At 48.7% G+C, this 23,462-nt stretch carries 18 protein-coding genes; 14 read left to right on the plus strand and 4 right to left on the minus strand.

The features are described 5' to 3' along the window. Nucleotides 1-34: 34 nt before the first annotated feature. Nucleotides 35-436, minus strand: coding sequence for a cytochrome c maturation protein CcmE domain-containing protein (locus GWC95_RS10735; RefSeq protein WP_161818700.1), 402 nt, complete (start codon nt 434-436; stop codon nt 35-37). Between the two features lie 224 nt (nt 437-660). On the opposite strand from GWC95_RS10735, the gene GWC95_RS10740 reads away from it, so the two are divergent. The 5 genes from GWC95_RS10740 (at nt 661) to GWC95_RS10760 (ending at nt 5,577) form a co-directional block, all read left to right on the plus strand. Continuing rightward, a complete protein-coding gene (locus tag GWC95_RS10740) occupies nt 661-1,707 on the plus strand; it encodes an arginase family protein (RefSeq protein ID WP_161818701.1) in 1,047 nt (348 codons plus the stop codon). 3 nt (nt 1,708-1,710) lie between these two features. Beyond that, nucleotides 1,711-2,301, plus strand: coding sequence for a hypothetical protein (locus tag GWC95_RS10745; protein ID WP_161818702.1), 591 nt, complete (start codon nt 1,711-1,713; stop codon nt 2,299-2,301). Nucleotides 2,302-2,358: 57 nt separating this feature from the next. Beyond that, a complete protein-coding gene (locus GWC95_RS10750; RefSeq protein ID WP_161818703.1) occupies nt 2,359-3,669 on the plus strand; it encodes a radical SAM protein in 1,311 nt (436 codons plus the stop codon). A gap of 117 nt (nt 3,670-3,786) precedes the next feature. Then, nucleotides 3,787-4,728, plus strand: coding sequence for a DMT family transporter (locus tag GWC95_RS10755; RefSeq protein WP_161818704.1), 942 nt, complete (start codon nt 3,787-3,789; stop codon nt 4,726-4,728). A 66-nt stretch (nt 4,729-4,794) separates the two neighbouring features. Continuing rightward, on the plus strand, nt 4,795-5,577 hold the full coding sequence (locus tag GWC95_RS10760) for a sulfite exporter TauE/SafE family protein (RefSeq protein WP_161818705.1): 783 nt from the start codon (nt 4,795-4,797) through the stop codon (nt 5,575-5,577). Between the two features lie 87 nt (nt 5,578-5,664). Here GWC95_RS10760 and GWC95_RS10765 read toward each other — a convergent pair whose 3' ends face one another. Beyond that, complete coding sequence (locus GWC95_RS10765) at nt 5,665-6,189, minus strand: DUF4199 domain-containing protein (protein ID WP_161818706.1); 525 nt, start codon at nt 6,187-6,189, stop codon at nt 5,665-5,667. Between the two features lie 157 nt (nt 6,190-6,346). Continuing rightward, the gene (locus GWC95_RS10770) at nt 6,347-6,805 is read right to left on the minus strand and encodes a response regulator transcription factor (protein WP_161818707.1); all 459 of its coding nucleotides are present in this window, start codon (nt 6,803-6,805) and stop codon (nt 6,347-6,349) included. Between the two features lie 26 nt (nt 6,806-6,831). Here GWC95_RS10770 and GWC95_RS10775 point away from each other — a divergent pair, with 26 nt between their 5' ends. The 6 genes from GWC95_RS10775 to GWC95_RS10800 all read left to right on the plus strand — a co-directional run bounded on the left by GWC95_RS10775 (nt 6,832) and on the right by GWC95_RS10800 (nt 14,589). Beyond that, complete coding sequence (locus GWC95_RS10775) at nt 6,832-7,584, plus strand: tRNA1(Val) (adenine(37)-N6)-methyltransferase (RefSeq protein ID WP_161818708.1); 753 nt, start codon at nt 6,832-6,834, stop codon at nt 7,582-7,584. 66 nt (nt 7,585-7,650) lie between these two features. Continuing rightward, the gene (locus tag GWC95_RS10780; RefSeq protein WP_161818709.1) at nt 7,651-8,142 is read left to right on the plus strand and encodes a DinB family protein; all 492 of its coding nucleotides are present in this window, start codon (nt 7,651-7,653) and stop codon (nt 8,140-8,142) included. A gap of 641 nt (nt 8,143-8,783) precedes the next feature. Beyond that, nucleotides 8,784-9,320 (plus strand): hypothetical protein, encoded by a 537-nt coding sequence (locus GWC95_RS10785; protein WP_161818710.1) that lies wholly within the window; start codon nt 8,784-8,786, stop codon nt 9,318-9,320. Between the two features lie 69 nt (nt 9,321-9,389). Continuing rightward, nucleotides 9,390-10,202: a fimbrial biogenesis chaperone gene (locus GWC95_RS10790; protein WP_161818711.1), complete on the plus strand. Its 813-nt coding sequence runs from the start codon at nt 9,390-9,392 to the stop codon at nt 10,200-10,202. A 4-nt stretch (nt 10,203-10,206) separates the two neighbouring features. Then, a complete protein-coding gene (locus GWC95_RS10795; protein WP_161818712.1) occupies nt 10,207-11,745 on the plus strand; it encodes a hypothetical protein in 1,539 nt (512 codons plus the stop codon). A 48-nt stretch (nt 11,746-11,793) separates the two neighbouring features. Then, nucleotides 11,794-14,589, plus strand: coding sequence for a carboxypeptidase-like regulatory domain-containing protein (locus GWC95_RS10800; RefSeq protein WP_161818713.1), 2,796 nt, complete (start codon nt 11,794-11,796; stop codon nt 14,587-14,589). A gap of 28 nt (nt 14,590-14,617) precedes the next feature. On the opposite strand, the gene GWC95_RS10805 is transcribed toward GWC95_RS10800, so the two are convergent. Further along, a complete protein-coding gene (locus GWC95_RS10805) occupies nt 14,618-17,500 on the minus strand; it encodes a triple tyrosine motif-containing protein (protein WP_161818714.1) in 2,883 nt (960 codons plus the stop codon). Between the two features lie 181 nt (nt 17,501-17,681). On the opposite strand from GWC95_RS10805, the gene GWC95_RS10810 reads away from it, so the two are divergent. From GWC95_RS10810 to GWC95_RS10820, 3 genes are read left to right on the plus strand one after another with little or no spacing between them, the layout of a single operon-like run. Further along, nucleotides 17,682-20,804, plus strand: coding sequence for a SusC/RagA family TonB-linked outer membrane protein (locus tag GWC95_RS10810; RefSeq protein WP_161818715.1), 3,123 nt, complete (start codon nt 17,682-17,684; stop codon nt 20,802-20,804). Between the two features lie 19 nt (nt 20,805-20,823). Continuing rightward, nucleotides 20,824-22,344: a RagB/SusD family nutrient uptake outer membrane protein gene (locus GWC95_RS10815; RefSeq protein WP_161818716.1), complete on the plus strand. Its 1,521-nt coding sequence runs from the start codon at nt 20,824-20,826 to the stop codon at nt 22,342-22,344. A gap of 12 nt (nt 22,345-22,356) precedes the next feature. Then, nucleotides 22,357-23,454: a PKD domain-containing protein gene (locus tag GWC95_RS10820; protein WP_161818717.1), complete on the plus strand. Its 1,098-nt coding sequence runs from the start codon at nt 22,357-22,359 to the stop codon at nt 23,452-23,454. Nucleotides 23,455-23,462: the final 8 nt, after the last annotated feature.

A 23,462-nucleotide genomic window follows, 5' to 3' on the forward strand; every position in this document is an offset into this window, starting at 1 on the left:
AGCTGGGGGTTCGATTAAAGAAATGCCTGAGAACTTACAAAGAGGCCGATGCCTTGTTTGCTTTCGGGTCGTCTTTGTATTTGGATGGGCATTTCAGCAGGATATCCTTGCATTCAAAATGATCGCCCTGTACTTTGCCTTTCAACACGATGCGCTCGCTTTTCTCCATATCGGTGGGCTTGTTGTTGTGATACACCACTTTGATGTTGTTGCCCAATGTATCCACCGCGTGAAAAGTAAGGTAGTTCGGGTTCTTTACGGCGTCGTATTCTACCGGCTGGGTTTTATCCAGCTGCACGATCAGGTTCACAAACTTGCCTTCTTTCTGTTTGGCAGAAGCGATGGTCTCGTACGTGGTCAGGTTCCCGGTATAGCTGATCAACACCACAATGGCTGCGGCAATACAAACAAGGAGAGCGATATGGGTTTTCTTCATCGGGGTTGTTTTAGCGGTGCAAAAGTAACTCAAAAAGACAAGCTGCGAGCGCCGGGAAACGCGCCGGGCGCTTTATTTATATCAGTTAACGTTTTGTGAACATTTTGGTTCGGTTCTGGCCATTTTACTTCCGCACGCGGCCGTGGTTACAAGCTCATTGCTAAAAAACGCTGCTTTTCAAAAATTGACGCTAAATTTGCGCCCTGTTTGAACCCCTTACCATCATGGCCGATCTATCGCTGTTTGACCCGAATGCAGTTGGCAATCCCAACAACAACCTTTTTGGCCTTCCGTTTTCAGAAGACGATGCCCGTCTTGTGATCCTGCCTGTGCCCTGGGAAGTAACCGTTAGCTACGGCGCCGGCACATCCCGCGCAGCGGAGCATGTGTTCAAATGCAGCAAGCAGGTTGACCTGTTTGATACCGATGGGCATTTTGGGTGGAGACAGGGTTTTTACATGCGCGATATCGATCGCAAGATCCTGATGAAAAGCGATTACCTGCGCAAGGAAGCGGAACTGTACATAGATTATATATCCAGGGGCGAGTCTGTTGAGAAAAACAAATTCATGTGCAAAAGCCTCAAGGAAATCAATGAGGGCAGCGCGATGATGAACCAGTGGGTGTATGAGCACAGCAAGGCGTTGCTGGCAAAAGACAAACTTGTTGGACTGCTCGGCGGCGATCACAGCACCGTGCTTGGTTTTATGATGGCCCTTGGCGAAAAACACGGGCCGTTCGGCGTGCTCCAGATCGATTCGCATTGCGATCTGCGCAAAGGATATGAACATTTTACGTATTCCCATGCCTCGGTTATGTACAATGCATTGCAGGAGATCCCGGCGCTGCAGAAACTGGTACAGATCGGCATCCGCGATTTCTGTGAAGAAGAATGGGAACTCATCACCAACAGCAACGGCCGCGTGGTTACCTACCTGGATAAACAACTCAAGGAAAGACAATACGAAGGCGAAACCTGGAAGCAGATCACAGACGAGATCGTTTCGCAACTGCCGGAAAAAGTATACCTGAGTTTCGACATCGACGGGCTCGACAGGAAATCATCACCCAATACCGGCACACCAGTGATCGGCGGGTTTGAAACAGAGCAGGTTTTTTACATCCTCAAAAAGATCAACCAAAGCGGGCGCAAACTGATCGGGTTCGACCTGGTGGAGATTGGTGTGGGACAAACAGACTGGGACAGCAATGTGGGTGCACATATTTTGTGGAGGCTGTGCAACCTGTTCATACAAAACCAATCCAATTAAAACATGCCGGTAAAACTGCAGGACTATATCATAGAGCTCAGGAAGCCATCGTACCTGATTGCCGACCTGGTGAGCAGGCTGATGCTGATGATCGCCATCGCGTTTTTTGGGTACGCCGTAATTTACGTAGGCAACGTGAACTGGTATACGGTAACCATGTCGGTACTGGTGATCGGGATGATCGCGTGGTGGATCCGTTGCACGATTCGCATCAATCGGGGCGAAATCGTTTTTTACCGCTTCGGTCTTTTGCTTGCAACGATCGGTTGGGTGATCGCCTACCGCTACGGCGGCCCTTTATGGGTGCCTGTGCTGTATGGCATCGTAACCATCGCAGAAAAACAAGTGAAATTTCCGCAAGAGATCGCTTTCAATGAAGAGGGAATCGTGATCAATACTTTTCCTAAAAAAGAATACGCATGGTCGGCGCTGAGCAATGTTGTGTTGAAAGACAATATCCTCACCATCGATTTCAAAAACAACAAACTCATCCAGAAAGAAATCGAATCCGATGCTTCGCCGGATGAAGAGAAAGAATTCAACGCTTTTTGCACAACCATGTTAAACAAAGAACGCGCCACACAAAACGCATAACCTTAAAAGCTGAATGTTTACGGCCGATGGCTATAAATCCACAGCAATCACATACCAATGTTCACACAGTCACCATACATTCTCTATTCCGACGGCAAAGGCAACATCTTTGAAGACGATACGCTCTATGCCGTTGGCCGCGCGGGCTGGGATGCATTTCCTGTGCCTGCGGATGAGTGGATAGAACTTCCCGATGGCGGCAACCTCTACGAACTGCCCGGCCGCCGCGGCATTGGCATAGACGTGGCAACAGGCGAAATGCGCCTCTGCGAAAAAGGCTGGGCCGTTGCAGCATTCATTCCACCCGCACACACCGGTTTGTACATAGCCGCTTTTGAAACATTACCCGATGCGCCTACACTGCCGCTGTTCTGTTACACCGCAGTGGGCTGGCTCAACAACAAGAACTATGTTCCCGCGGTGAGGATCGAGAAAGACATCCGCCAGGAATGCGCGGGGTACGACGATCAAAAAATAGAGACCGGCGCTCACAACCTTCTCCAGGCTTATCCCGATAACCGGTTGGTAAAACACCTGATGGAAAATTGCTGCATGACGTACAATTGTCCCGCCGCACGCAATTTCTCACTCGGCCGATGGGAATGCCCGGTACCCACATCGCCCGCATGCAATGCCAACTGCATCGGTTGTATTTCTTTTCAGCCGGAAGAAGAAACGATCGTGTCTACGCAAGACAGGTTAACGTTCAAACCGATGGCGGAAGAGATCGTGGAGTTTACCGTTCCGCACCTGATGAATGCGCCGTACCCGATCGTAAGTTTCGGGCAGGGTTGTGAAGGCGAGCCTTTATTGATGTGGGAAACGATCCGCGAATCGATATTGCAGATCAGGAAACACACAGATAAGGGAAGCATCAACATCAATACCAACGGCTCAAAACCCGATGCCGTGAAAGCCTTGTGCGAAGCGGGTTTGAACAGCATACGCGTAAGTACCAACTCTGCAAGGAAACACATTTACGAACCTTATTACCGCCCGAACAATTACCGGTTCGAAGACATCATCGAAAGTTTAAAGGTGGTAACGGGGTTTGGCGGGTGGACAAGCATCAATTATTTTGTTTTCCCCGGTATGACCGACAGCGTGGAAGAATACGAGGCATTGCGGAAACTGATCATCGAAACGGATCTGAAGATGATACAGTGGCGTAATTTCAACATCGATCCCGATTGGTACATGGGCAAGATCGGCGTACACGAAACCGGCGAGATGCTGGGCATGAAGCAGATGATGGAACTCATCCGCGAAGAATTTCCGCAATTGCGTTTTGGCTATTTTAACCCGTCGATGGAAAGGATCAAGGGAGACTATGAGCATGATTTCGCGGGCGGTGATCTGTATGTGTAGCACTGACAGAGTGTTCGCCTGTTGACGGAACAAACTGAATGGTTGTAATTTTTTTAGGTTATTTTGCGCGGGCAAAAACACGATCACTACAATTCTTTTTCCTTCCATATCTATTCAATGCCCGCAACCAAAAACAACACTTATACCGGCATCCTGCTCGCCGTGCTTGCGGTGGTCATCTGGTCGGGAAATTTTATCGTATCGCGTGGCGTAACCAATTACATAGGGCCCGTGAGCCTGGCGTTTTACAGGTGGCTGATGGCAACGGTCATTATCGCGCCCTTTGCATGGAAGAAATTTGTTGCAGAACGAAAAACGGTTTCTTTCAACTGGAAATACCTGGCATGGGTATCGCTCACGGGCATTGCCTTGTTCAATACCTTCGTATATATTGCCGGACATTATACCACCGCCATCAATCTTGCGCTGATCGGCACCACATCCTCCCCCATTTTTGCAACCATACTTGCGGTGATTTTTTTGAGGGAAAAACCGGGTATGTTCCGCATCATAGGTATAGTTACCTGCGTGGGTGGAATATTGTTATTGATCTCTAAGGGCAGTTGGCAAACACTGGTCAATTTTCATTTTTCTACAGGAGACCTCTGGGTGCTGGCGGGCGCTTTTGCGTTTGCGATCTACAATGTGCTGGTCAGGAAAAAACCTGCACAGATCTCTTCCCTCAATTTCCTGTTTGTGATTTTTGCCATGGGCGCCGCCATGCTGTTCCCTTTTTTCCTGGCCGAGCAGGCCTGGGGAATGCCTACGCAATGGAGCTGGCAAGTGCTGGCAGTGCTCCTTTACCTCGGGGCCGGGACTTCCGTCGCCGCCTTTCTCTGCTGGAACATCGCCATTCAAAAACTCGGTGCAGGAAGAACGGTGCTCTTCGGCAACCTCATCCCCATCTTCAGCACGCTTGAAGCCGTATGGCTGCTGGGCGAAGAAATTACGCGTATTCACATCATAGGCGGTGTGGTAGTGATCGGCGGACTGGCGCTTGCAAATACAAGGCCCCGCCCGCTGCCGGTGGTTCCCGAAGTGATGGATATTGATCGTTAACGGATCACGACCCTAGATCAACGTTACACTATTCATGATTCACGATTCACTCCTATCTTGCAGCCCATGACCACCTTCACCCTTGTTCTTCTTTGTGTTTTCGCTTTCTCCGCCGGGTTCGTAGATGCCATTGTTGGTGGGGGCGGCTTGATCCAGACGCCTGCATCGCTTGTACTGTTACCGCAACTGCCGGTGGCTACCGTTATCGGCTCATTAAAGATCCCCGCATTCACGGGAACCGCTTTTGCTACCGTTCAATACCTTAAAAAAGTAAAGGTCCGCTGGAAAATGGCAATCGCCATGTGCCTCGTTGCCTGTTCCGCAGCGTTCCTGGGCGCCGAGGTGCTTACACTGGTGAACAACCGTTTTATGAAACCGGTAATTTTTATCGTACTCCTGTTTGTTGCCATCTACACTTACACCAAAAAGAATTTCGGGCAGCATACACACAAAACGCATTCGGCCAAAACAGAAATGTTCTATGCCATACTCATCGCTGTGTGCATAGGTTTCTACGACGGGTTCATAGGCCCTGGGGCGGGAAGTTTCCTGGTGCTTGCGTTCATCAGCCTGCTGGGTTTTGATTTCCTTCATGCAAGCGCAAATGCAAAACTGGTGAATCTTTCTACCAATTTCGGCTCGATCCTTCTTTTCCTGCTCAAAGGAACCATCATCTGGAAGATCGCCCTGCCCATGGCCGCCTGCAACGGCCTCGGCGGCGCACTCGGCGCAAGACTCGCCATTTCAAAAGGGAACCGGTTTATACGCGTGTTCTTCCTTTTGATCATAACAGCAACCCTGGTGAGGTTTGGGTACGATGCAATCTTCCAATTAATAATTAGTAATTAGGAATTAGGAATTGAGATGTACTGCTCAAACTGTTAACGAAATGACAGCAACAACAATTACTAATTACTAATTCCTAATTTCTAATTACTAATTATTTACCGGTTTTCTTTTCAACGCAAACGCACTGATCAAAGTAACCAGCAGGCCAACGGGCAGGATTTCCATGTAGGTCATGGCCGCGTTGAAGAAAGGGTTCTTGTACATTTCTGCAAAATGGGCAAGTTCATCCGACTGTTTGGTGATCTCGGCCTGGGTAGCGCCACTCGCTTTGAGGCCGTCGATCACATGCGCAGCATACTTGGTTCCAAAATCAGGAACAAAAAAAGTGTAGTTGATGAGCCAGGTAACCACGTAAAAAGTGGAAGCAAGCAACGTGATCAATATGCCCACCTTGAAAGCCTTGCCGAAACTGATCACACCACCATTGTATTTGTCGCGAAATACCTTCACCCCCACAAACACCATTGAAAACGCGATGATCATGGATGTGTATCCAACGATCATTCCATTACTGAAATCACCGCTGTTGCAATAAATAGCCGTGGTGATCACCCCCATCGCGGCCACTACCGAACCGGCGATCGATCCATAAACAAGAACAATTTTTTTCATACGTTTGATTTTTGATTGTTAGACCGTAAAAATGGGGCTTCCGGCATTTTTAGCGGTCATACTTTTGGGTGATTTTGATCGGGAGAATGATTTTCACGCTTAAGTAGTAGTGTTTTTTTCTTTACTGCTTGAATTTATTGGAGTTTGCGTTGACTCACTAACGGATCAGATTCAGTCTTCTTGCTTTTTCCACCGCCTGCGTCCTGCGCTGCACATCCATTTTTTCGAAGATATTGGAAGAATGTGTTTTAACGGTGTTGAGTGATACGAAAAGACGGCCGGCAATTTCCTGGTTGCTGAGTCCTTCGGCCATCAGTTCCAGTACTTCAAGCTCGCGCTTGCTCATGCCGGTTGCCGCGAGTTCTTTTTCGTTCAATACAAAATCTTCCACGCGTTTTTCAATGATCACGGTTTTGATCTTTGGCCTGGAAAGTTTGAGCGCGAGCCAGATGCCCAATGCCGTAAACACAAGCGCGATCGCCCCAACATACAGCTCCATCGCATGATCGTAGATCACAAAACGCAGTTCGAGCCACTTAAGCAGTACCAGCAATACGGCCATGGAACTGCCGTACAGCAATACGATCCTGTGCTTTTTCAAAAAATTGCCGATCATACAACTAAGATAATTTTTTAAACAACTTGACCGGCCGTATTCTTGTTTCCTGTAGATTGCCGCCCGTGGCCAATACCTATTTCCAGTTCAAACAGTTCACCGTTCACCAGGAACACTGTGCAATGAAAGTGTGCACCGATGCCTGTTTGTTTGGCGCCTGGCTGGCAAACCAGTTTCGCGGGCAAGCGCCGGAACAGATCCTGGACATCGGCGCCGGAACAGGATTGCTCAGCCTTATGCTGGCCCAATCGGTGGGTTCCACGATAGATGCCATAGAGATCGATGAAAGCGCGGCCGGGCAGGCAACTTCGAACTTCAACGCTTCGCCGTGGAAGGAAAGACTTCATCTTCTGCAAGGCGATGCAAGGGAAATAACGACCGGCAAAAAATACGATCTCATCGTTACAAACCCACCCTTCTTCGAAAACGACCTCAAAAGCGCTGACCAACAAAGAAACCTTGCGCTCCACAGCAGCGAACTGGATCTCAACGAACTCCTGCGTATTGCAGAAACCCATTTAACACCAACCGGCAATTTCGCTGTGCTTCTCCCCTTTCATCGTAAAAAAACAATGCTGGAGCTGGCGGAAATCATGCATTTTTTCCTTGTGAACAGTGTGGATGTAAAACAAACCACCACGCATTCATTTTTCAGAACCATGTTGCTGTTTGGGCGGGATGAAATTACACCGCTGCACAGCGAACTCGCCATCCGGGAAGACAATAATTATACAGCGGCTTTCACCAGGCTTTTGAAAGCGTATTATCTCCACCTGTAGGAGTTATGGCAGGAGTTGGAAACGACAATTTCTGTAACTTTATTTTTTCTTAAACACCTGGTTCCTATGTCTCAGATCCTGCAAAACCAATGGCTCGCCAATACAGACGCGTTGCTGCAAACACTTTCCCGTTTCGATGCGTCGTCTTTCAATACCAAAAGGGCCGACGGCGGATGGAGCGCAGGAGATATTGCGGAACACATCCTGCTGGCCGATAAAAGATTTTCCATCGTACTTGAGGGCGCAGCCAGTGAGGCAACACATGAGGGCGGGGAAAATGTATCAAAGTTCACGGCGCGTTTATCGGACAGAGCCAACAAACTCGATGCACCGCCGTTCCTTGTTCCATCGGAAAATGAAAAAGACAAGGAAGGAATGATCGCGGAGATCCGATCAGAAAGAAACAGGATCGCAGCGCTGATCGGTTCGGGAAACATGAACCTGGTCAATTACGATGCACCTCACCGCCTGTTCGGGCCAATGGTTTCGCAGGAATGGATAAAGTTTAATATTCTTCACACCGAACGACATCTTAAGCAACTGGAAGAACTGTTGTAATAAAAGCAGCCCGTTACAAAGCCGAACTGTAAAACGCAAAACCAACTTGCCGGAAGAATTTTGCAAACAGGGTAACGGGCCATTATTGCAAACGCGCCGGATGTAAAAAAGTTACAACTGCCCGGTCAATTAATTGGAACGTTGGGTAAGGGATTTAATAAACGGGCTGAATCATTCACTGGATTGCCGAAGGATTAGACGTGTATTTCCACGAACCAACAACGCTTTTGCTTTTCCCCGTACTGGTTTTTATTGCCGGGAACCGAGCATTTCGTGCATATTAGACACGATTATCTATACAACAGCACCCCAAAAAACGGATCTTCTGAATCAATGTTTAAACGATCATTTTTGGGAATATTCCAATCATTACGACACTCCCACTACAATTCAGGTTTCCAAAATCTATTGATTTTCAATCTATTTTAAATTTATTTGTAGTTTTAACACTTTATTTTGTAGTAATAACACTACTTTTGTTTTGTCATTCGGAGCAAGGATGACGGGCGACTAAGGAGTACAAATGCTAAGTATTTCCCGCCCACCAAAACTTACCGCGGAAATTTTGAGAAAAACAACAGGAGCCGGCAGGTACCGGCGCCAACCATTTTCGAACAAAACAAATTAAAAATAAAACAAACATGAAAAAGATCTTAGTAGTAGCAGTAGTTGGGGTTTTATCGGTTATCGGCAGCAAAACATTTGCGCAAACGGCCAACCTGAACATCACTTTATCGGATGTACTTTCTTTCACCGTTTCACAACCCGCTGGGTTGAGCGTGAACTTCGACAGTGAATCGAAATACAACAACGGCATCACCGCCCTCGCAACAGACCATATCAGCGTGGTAAGCTCACGTGGTTATGTGATCAAAGCAAAAGCGGGTACCGTAACGGGTTCTGCTTCGTTGCTGCCAGGCACGATCAAGATCACTTCGGCGATCGGTGCAACCAACAACGGTAATACCGCCGGCTTAACTTTCCAAAGCGATGTTGTATTGCCCGCATCCAGCGGCGCTGCTGCAACCATCGTAACCGCAAGCAACAGCTCATGGGATGGTGCCAATTCTACCAACAAATTCAACATCTCTTACCTCATCGGTGCCAACGGCGCTTATGCCGGTAAAGCAACAGGCGCGAACGTGATCCCCGTTGTTTACACCGTTACACAGCCTTAATTGTACCAGCACGTTTACCATAATCATTTTACAAAAAAGGCTGCAACGCCTTTTTTGTCGTTATACACTATGAAAAACCACAAACTTCTTCTTATCGCTTCGCTCCTGTTCACAACCCTTTGCAGCAAAGGCTTTGCGCAGGCGGGCATGACGGTTAGTCCCGGCAAAATGTATTTCAAACAAGGCGCCGGCAGTTCTGCCACGCAGCGGATCGTGGTGAGCAACCCGAACGACAAAGAGCTGGAGATCGGCGTTTCCATCAGCGACTGGAACTATGATTCGCTCGGCAACAACCTTACTTACGATGCGGGCACGCTCAACACTTCCTGTGCAGACTGGGTGCAGGTGATGCCCGGATCTTATTTCACCCTGCAACCGCGTGAGAAACGGGAACTGAACGTTGTGTTCAACGTTCCTGCAAATGCAGACCAGTCGGTTCCCGTGCACAATGCGATGATCTTTTTAACGCAGCTCAATCCCGGTGATGCCAAAGCAGGCGATGGTACTGCCATCAAGGTTACCGTTCGCATGGGCGTGAAACTCTACCACTCCTTCTCTCAAACAGAAGAGCGCGATATTGAAGTACTCAACCTGAAAGATGTTGCGGATACCGGGCAGAACCCCGGTTTTCTCGAACTCACTTTAAAGAACACCGGCAAGGCCTGGCTCGAGGGAAAGATCAAATGGGAACTGCTGAACACGCAGACCGGCGAAAAGCGAAAACTTGAAGACCAGGATGTTTTTTCATTGCCCGGCGATCTCCGCATCGTGAGGGCAGCATTACCGGCAGATCTTAAAAAAGGAAAATACACGGCCACCGCAGTGATCAATTACGGCAACAAAGACGAACTGAAAGTTGTTGAACTCGAATTCGCACGATGACAAAATGAATGTATTCAGAAACATACAACGCAACATGTGGAACAAACTCGTGGTGATCGTTTTGATCGCGGCAGGTATTTTCATGTCGTCTTCCAAAACCTTCGGTCAATCCCTTACCACTTACAATGGCACCGGTTGCACGTTCAACACGATCACTGATGTTAATGCAGGCTGTACCGCCAACGGTTATCTTACCGTTCAGTACGGCGGTTTTACAAATGGGGTAACCTATGCAGCGGGTTGGACATTGCGCGTACGTGCCAATGGAAATTTTACAAACGGAAGCGCATCCATTCCACCGCAATACATTTCGCTGGGATTTGCCGCTGCGTTAAGCGGCCCTTCGGGCGTGAGCGGAACGGGTTTCAAAACATTGAGTACATCCGCGGATGCAGCATTGATCAGCACAAGTACAGCAATCGTTACACCACCTACTTATTTTTTTGAACACCGTTTCGATATGAAGATCCAGGGCGGGGCCCATCTTACACTTGGTGCGGGCACGTACACAGGAACGGTTACCCTGAGCCTCGTTGATAAGAACGGGATCACGGTGGCCACAAAGAGTGACGTGCCATTGTCGTTTGTTGTGAATTACTCCAGCAGTTGTACCGGCGCTACCATCGGAACGTATACAAGCAACCAATATTCTTTCTCAACGTATGCACAGCAAATGAGCGGCGCAACGGTTACGGATGCATTCAGTATTCAATACAATCCCAACCAGGCCACCTGCAGCGGGTGGACTTTGAAAGTGAGGGCCACCGGCAATTTCACCAACGGTGCCAGCTCTGTTGCCCCGCAATATTTTTCGTTGCGCTTCAACAGGGTGAGTTCGGGATCGCCAACTGCTTCATCGATCGGTGTTACGAATACCGTCATTCCTTTGAGTACTTCGGATGTTACGCTGATCAATCAATCCAATGCAGGTTTCGTGGCAAACACAGGCACCGAGCACAAGTTTGATATGATCATCCAGGGCGGAAACCACCTGCTGCTTCCCAATGGCACCTATACTGGTACACTTGTATTCACCCTGTATAACCAGTCAAACCAGGTTGTTTCTACCAGTACGGTTCAACAGTCTTTTGCGGTGAATTCTTCTGTAAACAGTTTTACGGCAGTGTTCCAGAATGGCGCCGACAACATCTCGATGAATTTTAATACGCTTGCGAATTACACCAATGGCGTATCCGTTACGAAAACAAATGGTTTGAAGATAACGGGGTACAGTCCGTACCAGGTGATCGTAAAAACCAGTTCGCCCAACCTCACCTCCTCTACAGGGGGAAGCAGCACCATTCCTGTATCGGTGGTGAATCTCCAGACAACAAAAAATACATCTACCACTGGCGGCATCAATGTTTTTACAAGAAAGTTGTCGAACCTCGACCAGGTGATCATCACCAACCCCATGAATGATTATACGCAGCAGGCAGTACAATACAACCTTCGTTATTACACCCTGGCCGGCGATACAAAACTGAACGCCGCCGCAGGAACCTACACTACCAGCGTGGTGTTTGTAGTGATACCGCAATAAAATTTTAAATGCAATCAAGGGACTGGCAAAACACCCGGCAAAAACAAATTGACAAACACATATCCAATATCCAGGAAAAACACTGTACGCAATGTTTGTGTGCTGCTGCTGTGTTTTGTATTGTCGCAGTTGTCTGTTCACGCCCAAAATTCCTCGCTCCAATTTTCGGTTAACAAAACAAGCGTTACTGCGGCGAATGAAGAATTGATTGACCTGGTGCTGAAAGTGCAAAACACTTCCGCGATTCCGTTGGATGCCAGGGCCGTGATCAATGTTCCTGCCAATTTCGAGTTGGTTTCAAAACCCGAGATCCCGTTCACCATCCCTGCGCGCGACAGCATGTTCATTGCTGTAAAAGTGTTTGTGGGAAAGAAGGCGCAATCGGGCAAACTTCATTCCTTCCAATTTTTATTGCTCGGGAAGAATGAGGCCGTGCTTGCAGAAACAAGAACGCAGCTGCGTGTAAGCATCAACCGGCGTGTAAACCTGTTTTCAATGGTTTCAAACATCCTGCTCGATAATACGATCGATTCCCTTGTCATTCCCGTACGCATTGCCAATGCAGGAAACACGGTACAGAAGATCACACTCATTGCCTCACTGCCCGCAGCTGTTCAGGATCAGGCCTTTCATGCAACGCGCCAGATCGTATTGCAGCCCTCTGCCGATACGCTCATCAACATCAGCAAACCCGTTACACGCAAAATGGTGAATTCGGAGGGGTTCAATGTTACCATCACCGGTCTTTACGAAAACAGCGATGTGCTCGGGATGGCTTACATACGCGTACAGAGCGCGCGCAGCAACCGCAACTACAGGGATATCCAGGGGAGCGATGATTTCAACGACAATACCATAACGCTCAGTTCGCAAAGCATGTTTGCACCGACACAATCTTACATGCTCCGCGGACGCGGCAACGCCGATATTGCCGGGGGCCACCTGGGTTACAACCTCGATCTTACCGCGTGGAAAAACGGTTATGCGCCTGCATTGCTGCAAAACACATGGGTTGATTTTCAAAAGAACAACAGCGGCGTGCGTGCAGGCAACCTCAACAAGATGCTCGACCTGAATTTATATGGCCGCGGCGCATCGGCATTTGTTAGCGATACGGCGCATGGCAACCGTTTCGAAGCCGGCTATATCGATGGCAACAGCAACTTACTCGGTAATAATTTTTATCTCTTCCCTACCGGTAATGCGGGCTGGGCAACTTTTACACACAGCGCCAAACAATGGCAGTACAATAATTTTGCAGTGTACCAAAGCAATCCCGCGATGAACGCGCGCGATGCGATCTTTGGAAACAACATCAGCATCACCACACCCAAAAACATCCGTTATGGTTTCATCGCAAACGCATCGCGCAGTGCTGAATTCAGCAACAGCAGCCTTCAAAAATTTGGCGTTGCACTGGGCGCTTCGGCGAGTGGATCGGTTGGAAACATTTCCTTCAACAGCAACAATTACTACAGCAGCGGGTACTATCCCGGCATACAACGCGGTGCATTTAATTTTTCTGAACGCATTACATGGGTCCGCCCCAATTCCTCTTTATGGATGAACGTTGACTATTACAATTACCAACCCAAAACACTTTCTGCGTCGCAATATTTCCTCCCTTCATTTGGGATGCTGCGTGCAGAGATCGGTGTGTCGGGAAAGATTGGCAAGATAAATTTCTCGGTCGCCCCTGTGCACACACACGAAACAAGCGACGCCTATCAGTTTGGCGCCACCACCCTGGTTCATTCGCTGGATGCGTGGAACGTAAATGCAACCCTGAATTACCTGATCGGCACCAACCAGTACCTTTCGTTCAATGCAGAAGCAGGTACTTATTCATCAAGTTTCGATCCGTCGCAACGCATACACCTTCGCTCGAATGCCCTTTATAAAAAAGGGATCTTCAACCTGAATACCACTTTACAATTCGGCACATTTTATTTAGGCGAAGCCGCAAACAATTTTGTGAGCAAGACCCGCGCTACCTATATGCTCAACGTGATCCCTTCCATCCAGCAGCATTTCTTTCGCAACAAGCTGAGAACGGAGCTGAGCATTGCTTTTCAGAACAGCGGTTACGCAGGAAGCAGCTGGTTTATTGCAGGAAGAGCCGAATACGATGTGTCGAAAAAGATGTCGGTGTACACTTCGCTCAACCACAACCGCTATGCGGGGTATGGCTACAGCATTCTTGAAATGGGCGTAACCCGGCAACTTGCATTACCCAAAGCGGGAGATAAAACAAATTCGCTCGAGATCTTTGTGTACAAAGACCTCAACCGGAACGGCGTTTACGATGCCGGCGACTCAACCGCTTCCGGTTACCTGCTTTACATCAACAACGATATATTCATCAGCTCACCGGATGGAGATGTGGTTTATAAAAACCTGCCCGTTGAAAACTACCGGCTGACCATGCCGGTGAACAAAGGATGGTATGCACCCGAACGGAACATTCGCCTCGACAAAAAAACGCGTATCGAGATCCCTTTGCAAAGAACAGGAACGCTGCGCGGAACGATCGCTTATACCAAAACAGAATTCAGCTACGATATCGGTAACGACCGCTCCGGTATCCTGGTTACTGCAACAGACAGCAGCGATCGTGTTTACAAAACCAAAACAGGAATGGATGGCCGGTACGTATTCTATATCCCTGTTGGTACTTATACCATAACCATTGACCGCGCCAGTTTACCTGCGGAAACAGAGCCGCTCAACGACAACCGGCAGGTTACGATCGAAGCCGGCGGCGTGAGCAGCCTGGACTTCGAAATAAAAGTAAGGTCGAAGAAAGTGGAAGTGAAAAAGTTTGTTTCCCCGGGCAACAGGTAACCGGCAAGCTCTAACAGCGCCACATGCATCAACCCGCATCGAGGTTGATCTCGTTCAGGAAATCGTTCAGCGTCTCCCCTGTTTTCAGGTTCATCTTCTTCCGCAACCGGTAACGGCTGATCTCTACGCCCCGTACCGTGATGTTCATCAGCTGCGCGATCTCTTTGGTGGCGAGTTTGAGCTGCAGGTAGGTGCATACTTTCAGGTCTGTACTGGTAAGGTTCGGGAACCTGAGCTTTAGTTTCTTGATGAAGTCGTTGTTGATCTCATCGAAATGCGCGGCAAACTGTTCCCAGTTGGAATTGTTTTTTTCGATCTCGTTCACCAGCTCGATCGCGCGCTTCACATCGTGGTTGCCACCTGTTTTTTTGTGCAGGCGCTGGAGCTCGTCTTTTACTTTGATGAGTGCGTCGCTTCTTTCTACCAGGTGCATGCTTACATCGGCAAGCTCTTTGTTTTTATAGATCACCTCGTTCACCAGTTTTTCATTCTGTAGCTGGATGATCTCTTTTTCATTTTTCTCCACTTCAAGCTGGTGAATGTATTTCAAACGTTTCTGTTCTTCTTCAAAAAGCAATTTCTGTTTCTGGAACTTTTTCTTTTGCGATTTATAGATGTAATAAAACAGCATCAACACCAGGAAGAAATAAAACAGGTATGCCCATACGGTTCTGTACCAGGCGGGGTTGATCACAAAACGATAACTCACCGTTTCCGATTCGTTGCCCAGGTTATCGTATGCCTTTACCATGAACGTATAACTGCCTTCACCCAGGTTGGTGTATTCCTTTTCCGTTTTGGAAGTGGGCGCCGACCAGCCGCGGTCGTATCCCACCAACTGGTAACTGTAATCGATATTGCTGTTGAGTCCAAAAGCGGGCGAACTGAATTCGAAATGAAAAGCGTTGCTGCTGTTCGGTACATACAACGTTGCGTTGTTGTTGCTTTGAAAATACCCGCCAAACACAAGGCTGTCGGATTTACCCGAGGCCCTTACCTGCGCCAGCAGCATCTCCGGTTTTGCATTGCCCTTGATGTATTTTTTATAGTTGAGGTGAATGATGCCAATGGTAGACGCGATAAAAATATTTTCGTTGTTATAAGGATACACATATTCAAAGCCGGATAAGATCTTACCCGTTAACTCTGGAAAATAAGTAAGCGCTGGTTTTGCGGCATTTGTAAAATCCACCACGCCGATCCTTTTGCCCGAACAGAACCAGATGTTTCCGTCCGCATCTTCATTGAGGTACTGCACCGGGATGTTGCCGAAAATCGAATACAGCACCGGCGACTGGATAAAACGTTTTTTTTCGGCATCAAATTCGTACACGCCTTTCTCCGTTGCAAATACCACGCGGTTCTTTACACGGAACACGTTGTTGCGGAGCGTGGATGGGAGCCCGTCTTTTTCTGTGAACAATTCGTACCTGAACGATCGTCCGTCTGCAGCAAGCAATATCCTGTAAACACCGCGGTAGGGATGCGATGCCCATACATGGTTGTTGTTATCGATCGCCAGGAAACGCAACGATTCGTGCATGCCCTGTATCTCGCCCAGGCTCGTAAAGGTATTGGCCTCGTATTTCAGCATTGTGAGCCCCGCATAGGTTCCGGCCAGCACATGTTGCGATGGATAAACGTTTGAGGTGGGAAGGAAGAGCCATGCACCCGATTCCTTTGTAAGTTGCGCAGCTTCATTGTTGCGGATCTGGAAACTACCGTTGTGGTGCCCCATCAGCAACTGGTGGTTGATCTCATCCAACCGCCACGCCTGCCCCGCACTGTTCTTTATTTTTACAAAATCGCCTTTCGAAAAACTAAGGTCCTTTGCATTCTGCGATAACCGTGCGTAGTAGGCGCCATCCGATGTGGCCACATACAAACCGTTGTCGTAAACGCGCGCAGCATATCCCGACAATTCATCCGGCTTCCCGGGTTTGATGTATTTGATCGCGGAATTGTAAGCGATGAAACTGATGCCATTGTCGAGCCCTGCCCATAAGTTGTGGTCCTTATCCAGGAAAACAGAAAGTACGTTGTTGTTCTGCAACCCCTCCGGTCTTGCGATCTGCTGCACCACCTGCCCGCGTGCATTGATCACCACGCAACCTGCAGAAGTGGTGCCCACTACATATTCGTTGGCATTGATCCGTTCGAAACTGTAAATATGGTTCTTTACAAAGCTGGCGTCCGCCTCTGTTGTTTTCTTCCGCACAACGCCTTTGTGGTAAACATAAAGGCCACCCACAAGCGTGCTCACCAGCAGGCTGTCGTTTTCAAGCGCAACGATGCCCGTAACTTCTGAGAACGGGCTGGACGATTCGGGGCCCATTGGCACCCAGGATCCGTTCAGGAACTGGAACAGGCCTTTTTTCCTGTCGAGCGCCACGAGTTTGTCGCCCGTCTTTTTCATGATCTCCCACCCGGTGCCGGCCGGGTAGGTTTTGATCGCCCCGTCCTTGTACTCGAAGATCCGCTCCCAGGTCCGGAAAAAAACCGATTGCTTGTATACTTCTATGTCCCACAGGTCCGTAAAACTGCTGTACTGCTTCGGGATAAGTGGTTTGAGTGATGTATACTGCAGGATCCCGTGCCCATCGGGCGCATAAAAACCGATCTCGTCCTGCCCGCCGGCAAAGATCTTTTCATCTTTCAGCGCCAGCGACCGCAAAATGGTCTTGTTGGGCTGGGGATACAACTTCCAGTAATTGCCATCGTACACAAGCAGTCCCTCGTTGTTGGCAAAATACATACGGCCTTTCTCGTCCTGCCTTATGTCCCAGGTCTGTGCCCCGCCCTGGAAGATGGAATTGTTGAAATTGAGGATCTGGGGTAAACCGATGGTATTTTGAGAATACCCGGTCGATGCGAAAATCACGAAAACTATGGACGGTAACATCTTTTTCATACCATAAATATAATTACCAATATGATGTAGTGTTGATGTATTTTAAATATATTGATAATCAAACAGTTATATTTTTTTGATGTAGTTTTGATGTATATTTTTCAAACAGTTCTTTAACAAATTCTTATAAATTTGTTCCTGCTTGTATCATTTTTTGCTTTTAAAACCAAAAACTTGCCGTATGAAAAAACTCCTGAAGGGGGGGCTTATCCCTTTTTTACTCCTGTGGGCTGGCGTCGCGATGGCGCAGAACAGAACCATTACAGGAAAGGTCCTTGACGACTCGAACGCTCCGGTTGCCGGCGCTTCGGTTACAGTTAAAGGTGCAACCGCGGGTACTACTACCAACGACCGCGGCGAATTCAGAATCCAGGTGGCACCATCTGCCACAGCTTTGGTTATTTCTTCTGTTGGGTTTGTTTCAAGGGAGGTGAGCATTACCAATCTTGGCGCCGACAACAACGTATCCGTTTCCCTGGCCAAGTCTGTTTCGGCTCTGGACGAGGTAGTGGTGGTTGGTTATGGTACCACCAAGAAGTCTATCCTTACCGGCTCGGTTGCGAGTGTGCGTGCGAAGGACCTGGAAAATGTGCCAAACGGGCGCATAGAACAGGCGCTCCAGGGACGTGCATCCGGTGTTACCATCATGCAGAACTCAGGCCAGCCTGGTTCGGCTTCCACCATCAGGGTGCGCGGTATCACTACGTTCAACAACAACAACCCGCTTTGGGTGGTTGACAACGTTGTGGTGGATGCGGGTGGTATCGGTTACCTCAACCAATCAGACATCGAGTCTATCGAAGTATTGAAAGATGCATCGGCATCTATCTACGGTACACGTGCCGCAGGAGGTGTGATCCTTGTTACGACCAAAAAAGGCCGCAGCGGGAAACTTTCTGTTTCTTACAATGGTTTCTACGGAACATCTGCCCCTGCAAGAATGCTTGAGCTGCTCAATGCCACGCAGTATGCAACGCTGATCAATGAACGTTCGATTGCCGGCGGCGGTGGTATTGTGTACAACGATATCTCAACGCTCGGTGTGGGAACAGACTGGCAGAAAGCCATCTTCAACAACAACGCTTCCAGGTACCTGCATGAAGTGAGCCTGAGTGGCGGTACAGACAAATCAACTTTTTATGTGTCTGCCGGTATCCAGAAACAAAACGGTATCGTTTCTACCGAGATCTCTAAATATGAGAAGAAAAACATCCGTCTTGCGTCTACACACAAGATCGGCAATTACGTAACCTTCGGGCAAACCATCGGTTACACTTACCAGAAAAGCATCGGCCTCGGCAACACCAACAGTGAGTTCGGCGGGCCGTTGAGCTCAGCGATCAACCTTGATCCGATTACGCCAATCGTAGTTACCGATCCTTCTGTTGCCGCTACCCCACTCTATGCCAACAACCCGAGCGCCATCAGGGATGCCAACGGCAATCCTTATGGTATTTCTCTGGCTGTTGGACAAGAGATGACAAACCCGGTTGCCTACATACAAACAAGACTGGGTGGTTACAACTGGTCTGATGATTTCGTAGGAAATGCCTACCTCGAAGTAGCGCCTGTTAAAGGCCTGAAGATCCGCACAAGTGTGGGTGTAAAGAAAGCATACTGGGGTAACGTAGGTTTCACACCTGTATTCTTCCTGAGCCCAACCGTGCAGCAGGCACAGAACAGCTACAACAGGGGCGAGAACAGGACATTCAACTGGAACGTGGAAAACACGATCACTTACAACAGGAAATTTGGTGATCATGACGTTACGGTTCTTGCAGGGCAAGGCGCTTATGTTGAGAACATTGGCGCAAGCACTGGTATGACCTATCTCAACCTGCCTATCACAAGCTATAAAGATGCATCGTTCAACTTCGACCTGCCTTTGGCCAATAAGCAAGGGTATGCAAGTGATATGACACAACACAAGGTGAGCTCATTGTTCGGACGTTTGAACTATGCTTTCCAGGATAAATACCTCTTGACCGGTATCATTCGCCAGGATGGTTCTACGCGTTTCGGACCTAATAAGAAATACTCTGTATTCCCTTCCGTTTCTGCGGGATGGAACGTAGACAAGGAAAAATTCTTCCCGGTAAACAAAGTAGTAAGCCAGCTGAAACTGAGAGGCGGATACGGTACATCGGGTAACGATGCTTCCGACGATTTCAGGTACCTGTCTACCGTAGTAGGCGGTTACAACTACTCTATCGGTAACGGCGGAACGGTTACTACCGGTTACTCGCCGCTTACACTCGATAACAAAGACCTTCGCTGGGAAAAAACGGCAACTACAGACATCGGCCTCGATGCGCAGTTGTTTAACAACTTCAACCTTACCGTAAACTGGTTCAACAAAAAAACAACCGGTATCCTCCGCCCGATACTGATCCCCGGATATGTAGGTGTATCAGCAAGCCCATGGGCAAACGTGGCCGATATGGAAAACAAAGGGCTGGAGATTGAACTGGGTTACCGCAAACGCGCAGGCGACCTGAACATCAGCATAAATGGTAACGTAACGTTCATCAAGAACAAAGTGCTTTACGTGGCTGCAGATACCAACTTTATCGTTGGCGGCGCAGGCTTCCAGTCGATGGGAACGATCACAAGGATCAAAGTGGGCGAATCTTACAACAGCTTCTTTGGCTTCCAGAGACTGGGTGTGTTTCAGACACAGGCCGATATCGACAACTACAAGAACAAAGCAGGAACGCCTATTCAGCCCAATGCACGTCCGGGTGACTTTATGTGGGCCGATATCAATGGAGATGGCGTGATCACGAACGATGACAAGGACAAAACCTTCCTCGGATCAAACCTGCCCAAATACACATTTGGATTTACCGTAAACCTCGAGTACAAAGGATTTGATATGACTGCATTCTTCCAGGGTGCGGGCGGAAACAAGATCTTCCAGGGATTACGCAGGCTGGATATTGCCAATTCAAACTTTACAACCAAAGCGTTGAGCCGCTGGACAGGTCCGGGTACTTCGAACGATTACCCAAGACTGGTGAGCAATGACCCGAACAACAATTTCGCGTGGATGTCGGACTTCTATCTTGAAGATGGCGATTACCTGCGTTTGAAAGTGTTCCAGCTCGGGTATACGCTGCCGGCAAAATTGCTTAATAAGACGGGCATCTCGAAAGTACGTTTTTACGTAACTGCAGAGAACCTGTTCACATTAACCAAATACACGGGTTATGACCCTGAAGTAGGCGGTGGTGTATTTGGCGTAGACAGAGGCCAGTATCCACAGGCGCGCGCAATTCTTGGCGGACTCCAACTTCAATTCTAATCCTAAAAAACATTTCGATATGAAAAATATAAAAATGAAGTTTACGCTGCTTGTTTCAACGGTAACGTTGATGACGGCGTGTAAAAAAGATTTTATCACCATTACGCCGCAAGGCCAGTTCCTTTCAGAGAACTACTATTCCAACCGCGACCAGGCATATACGGGCCTGGTGGGTGTGTATGATGTATTGCGCAAGAATGCGGGTGGCTTTGAGAACATGATCACGTTCTTCAACGCGGCTTCAGACGATAACTATTCGGGAGGCGGTAACTCCTCTGATGGTGCGGGCATACAGAGCTTTGCAAACTTTACCATCAACCCCAACCTTGTTCCGGGCAGTTACTGGAACGACCATTACCAGGGTATTTTCAGGGCGAATGTATTGCTCTCGAAAATCGGCGCGGTAAACATGAACGCGGCTGAAAAAGCCCGTTTTACGGCAGAAGCAAAAGCGCTTCGCGCGATCTACTATTTCAACCTCGTGAGAATGTTCAAAAACATCCCTCTCCTGCTCGAACCGGTAAGCGCGAACGACATCTACAATGTTACACAGGCCGCTCCAACTGCGGTGTATACACAGATCGAAAAAGACCTTTCAGAAGCCATTCCTGATCTCCCGAACACGGTTGTACTTGCAACAGAAGCAGGCAGGTTAACAAAAGCCGCGGGGCAGGCAATGCTTGGCAAAGTGTACCTGTACGATGGCAAAGCGGCGCAGGCCGCAACGCAACTGGCGCTGGTAAATGGCCCTACACCGGGCCAGCCAAACCAATACGGCAACAAGCTGCTTGCAAACTTTGCAGACCTGTGGGTGTTTACCAACAAGTTTAACAGCGAATCGATCCTGGAGTGCGTTCATACCAACCAATCCAATGCAGACTGGGGTTTCTGGGGAAGCAGCGCGGATGAAGGCAACTCTGTGAACCAGATGGTAGGTCCGAGAAGCTTTGCGCCTACGGCCACTTACAACGGCCCGGATATCTACCGCGCGGGCTGGAGCTTCAATACATGGACACAGGATTTTTATGATGCGATCAAGGCCGATCCAAGGTTCCCTTCTACCGTATTCGATGCGAAAGCATATGTGGCGGCAGGTATGGCAACCTATATCGATGGATACATGAACACAGGCTACTTCATCAAGAAATTCCTGCCGCTGCGATCAGACCAGCGCACTGGCGGCGGAACGCTTGAGCTGAACTTCCAGCAGAACGACTACATCATCCGTTTGGCAGATACTTATCTTTTGGAAGCAGAGGCACTCGGTGCAACAGGCACTCGTGCACAGGCTTTGCTTGATGCGGTGCGTGCGCGTGTAGGACTTACACCCGTTCCCGTTTCACTTGCAGCCATCAAGGCAGAACGCAGGTTAGAACTGGCCGGTGAGGGACACCGTTTCTTCGACCTCGTACGTTGGGGCGATGCGGCAGCCAAACTGGGCGGCAGGGGCTTCGTGGCGGGCAAGAACGAGATCCTCCCGATCCCTGCAAGAGAACTGATCGGTACCAAACTGACCCAGAATCCTAATTATCAAAAATAACAAACGAGCATTATGAAGAAAATAACCATAGCATTCAGCCTCGTTGTTTTGCTGGCTGCACAAAGTTGTACCAAGAAGGACGGCATCAGCCAGGATACCTCTTTTCTAAACTCTGCCACCACAGCGAACAACAATAAAGTTTTCGATATCAGCAACGACAATTCGGGCAACGTAAAAATTACGCCAACCGGTGAGGGCGCTGTATCGTACACGGTTACTTTCGGGCATGGTACCGGAACAAGCGCATCTGCAACGGTAACACCGGGCAACTTCGCATCACATGCCTATCCCGAAGGAAACTATACCGTAACCATCGCGGCCAAAGCCATGAATGGTACAGTTACTACGAACACTTATCCATTGGTAGTTACCTACCGCGCACCTGAAAACCTGGTAGTAACACCAACTGTTGCAGGACGTGAACTGAAGATCAAAGCGTCTGCTTTGTACGCAGCAAACTACACCGTATTCTGGGGCGATGTGGCAAACGAAGTGGGAACACCACTCGCAAGCAATGCAGAAGTGGCGCACACTTACGCAGCAGCCGGCCCGCAGAACGTAAAAGTTGTGGCCAACAGTGGCGGTGCCGCTAAGACTGAAAAAACAACAGCGGTAACCATCATGGATAATTTTGGTTTGCCGATCACTTTCGAATCTGCGAGTGTCGACTATTTCTTTGGCACGTTTGGCGGCGGACAGCTTTTTGCAAAAGTTGCCAATCCCAACAAATCGGGTCTCAACACCAGCGATAACGTAGGTATGTTCACACGCGGGTTTGAAGGATGGAGCGGAACGTACAGTCCGCTGAACACCGCCATCGACATGGCAAATGGCAAAAAGATCAGGGTGCTCGCCTACAATCCAAACCCGGCGCTGATCGGTAAGGCATTGAACGTGGAACTCGAGTCAGGAACCATTGCAAACGGTATTGCGGTGCTGAAAACGGCTTTCACCACTTCGGGGGCATGGGAAGAACTGGTATTTGATTTCGGAACAGTGGCCGCAGTTCCGGCTACGGCAAAATTCAACCAGCTCGTACTCCGTTTCAACGACAGCGTTGATGGCGCAGGTGCTGTTATCTATGTTGACAATTTCAGACAAACCAATTAAACCACTAC

Origin of the sequence: Sediminibacterium roseum, assembly GCF_009939005.1 — a bacterium.
Lineage (GTDB): Bacteria > Bacteroidota > Bacteroidia > Chitinophagales > Chitinophagaceae > Sediminibacterium > Sediminibacterium roseum.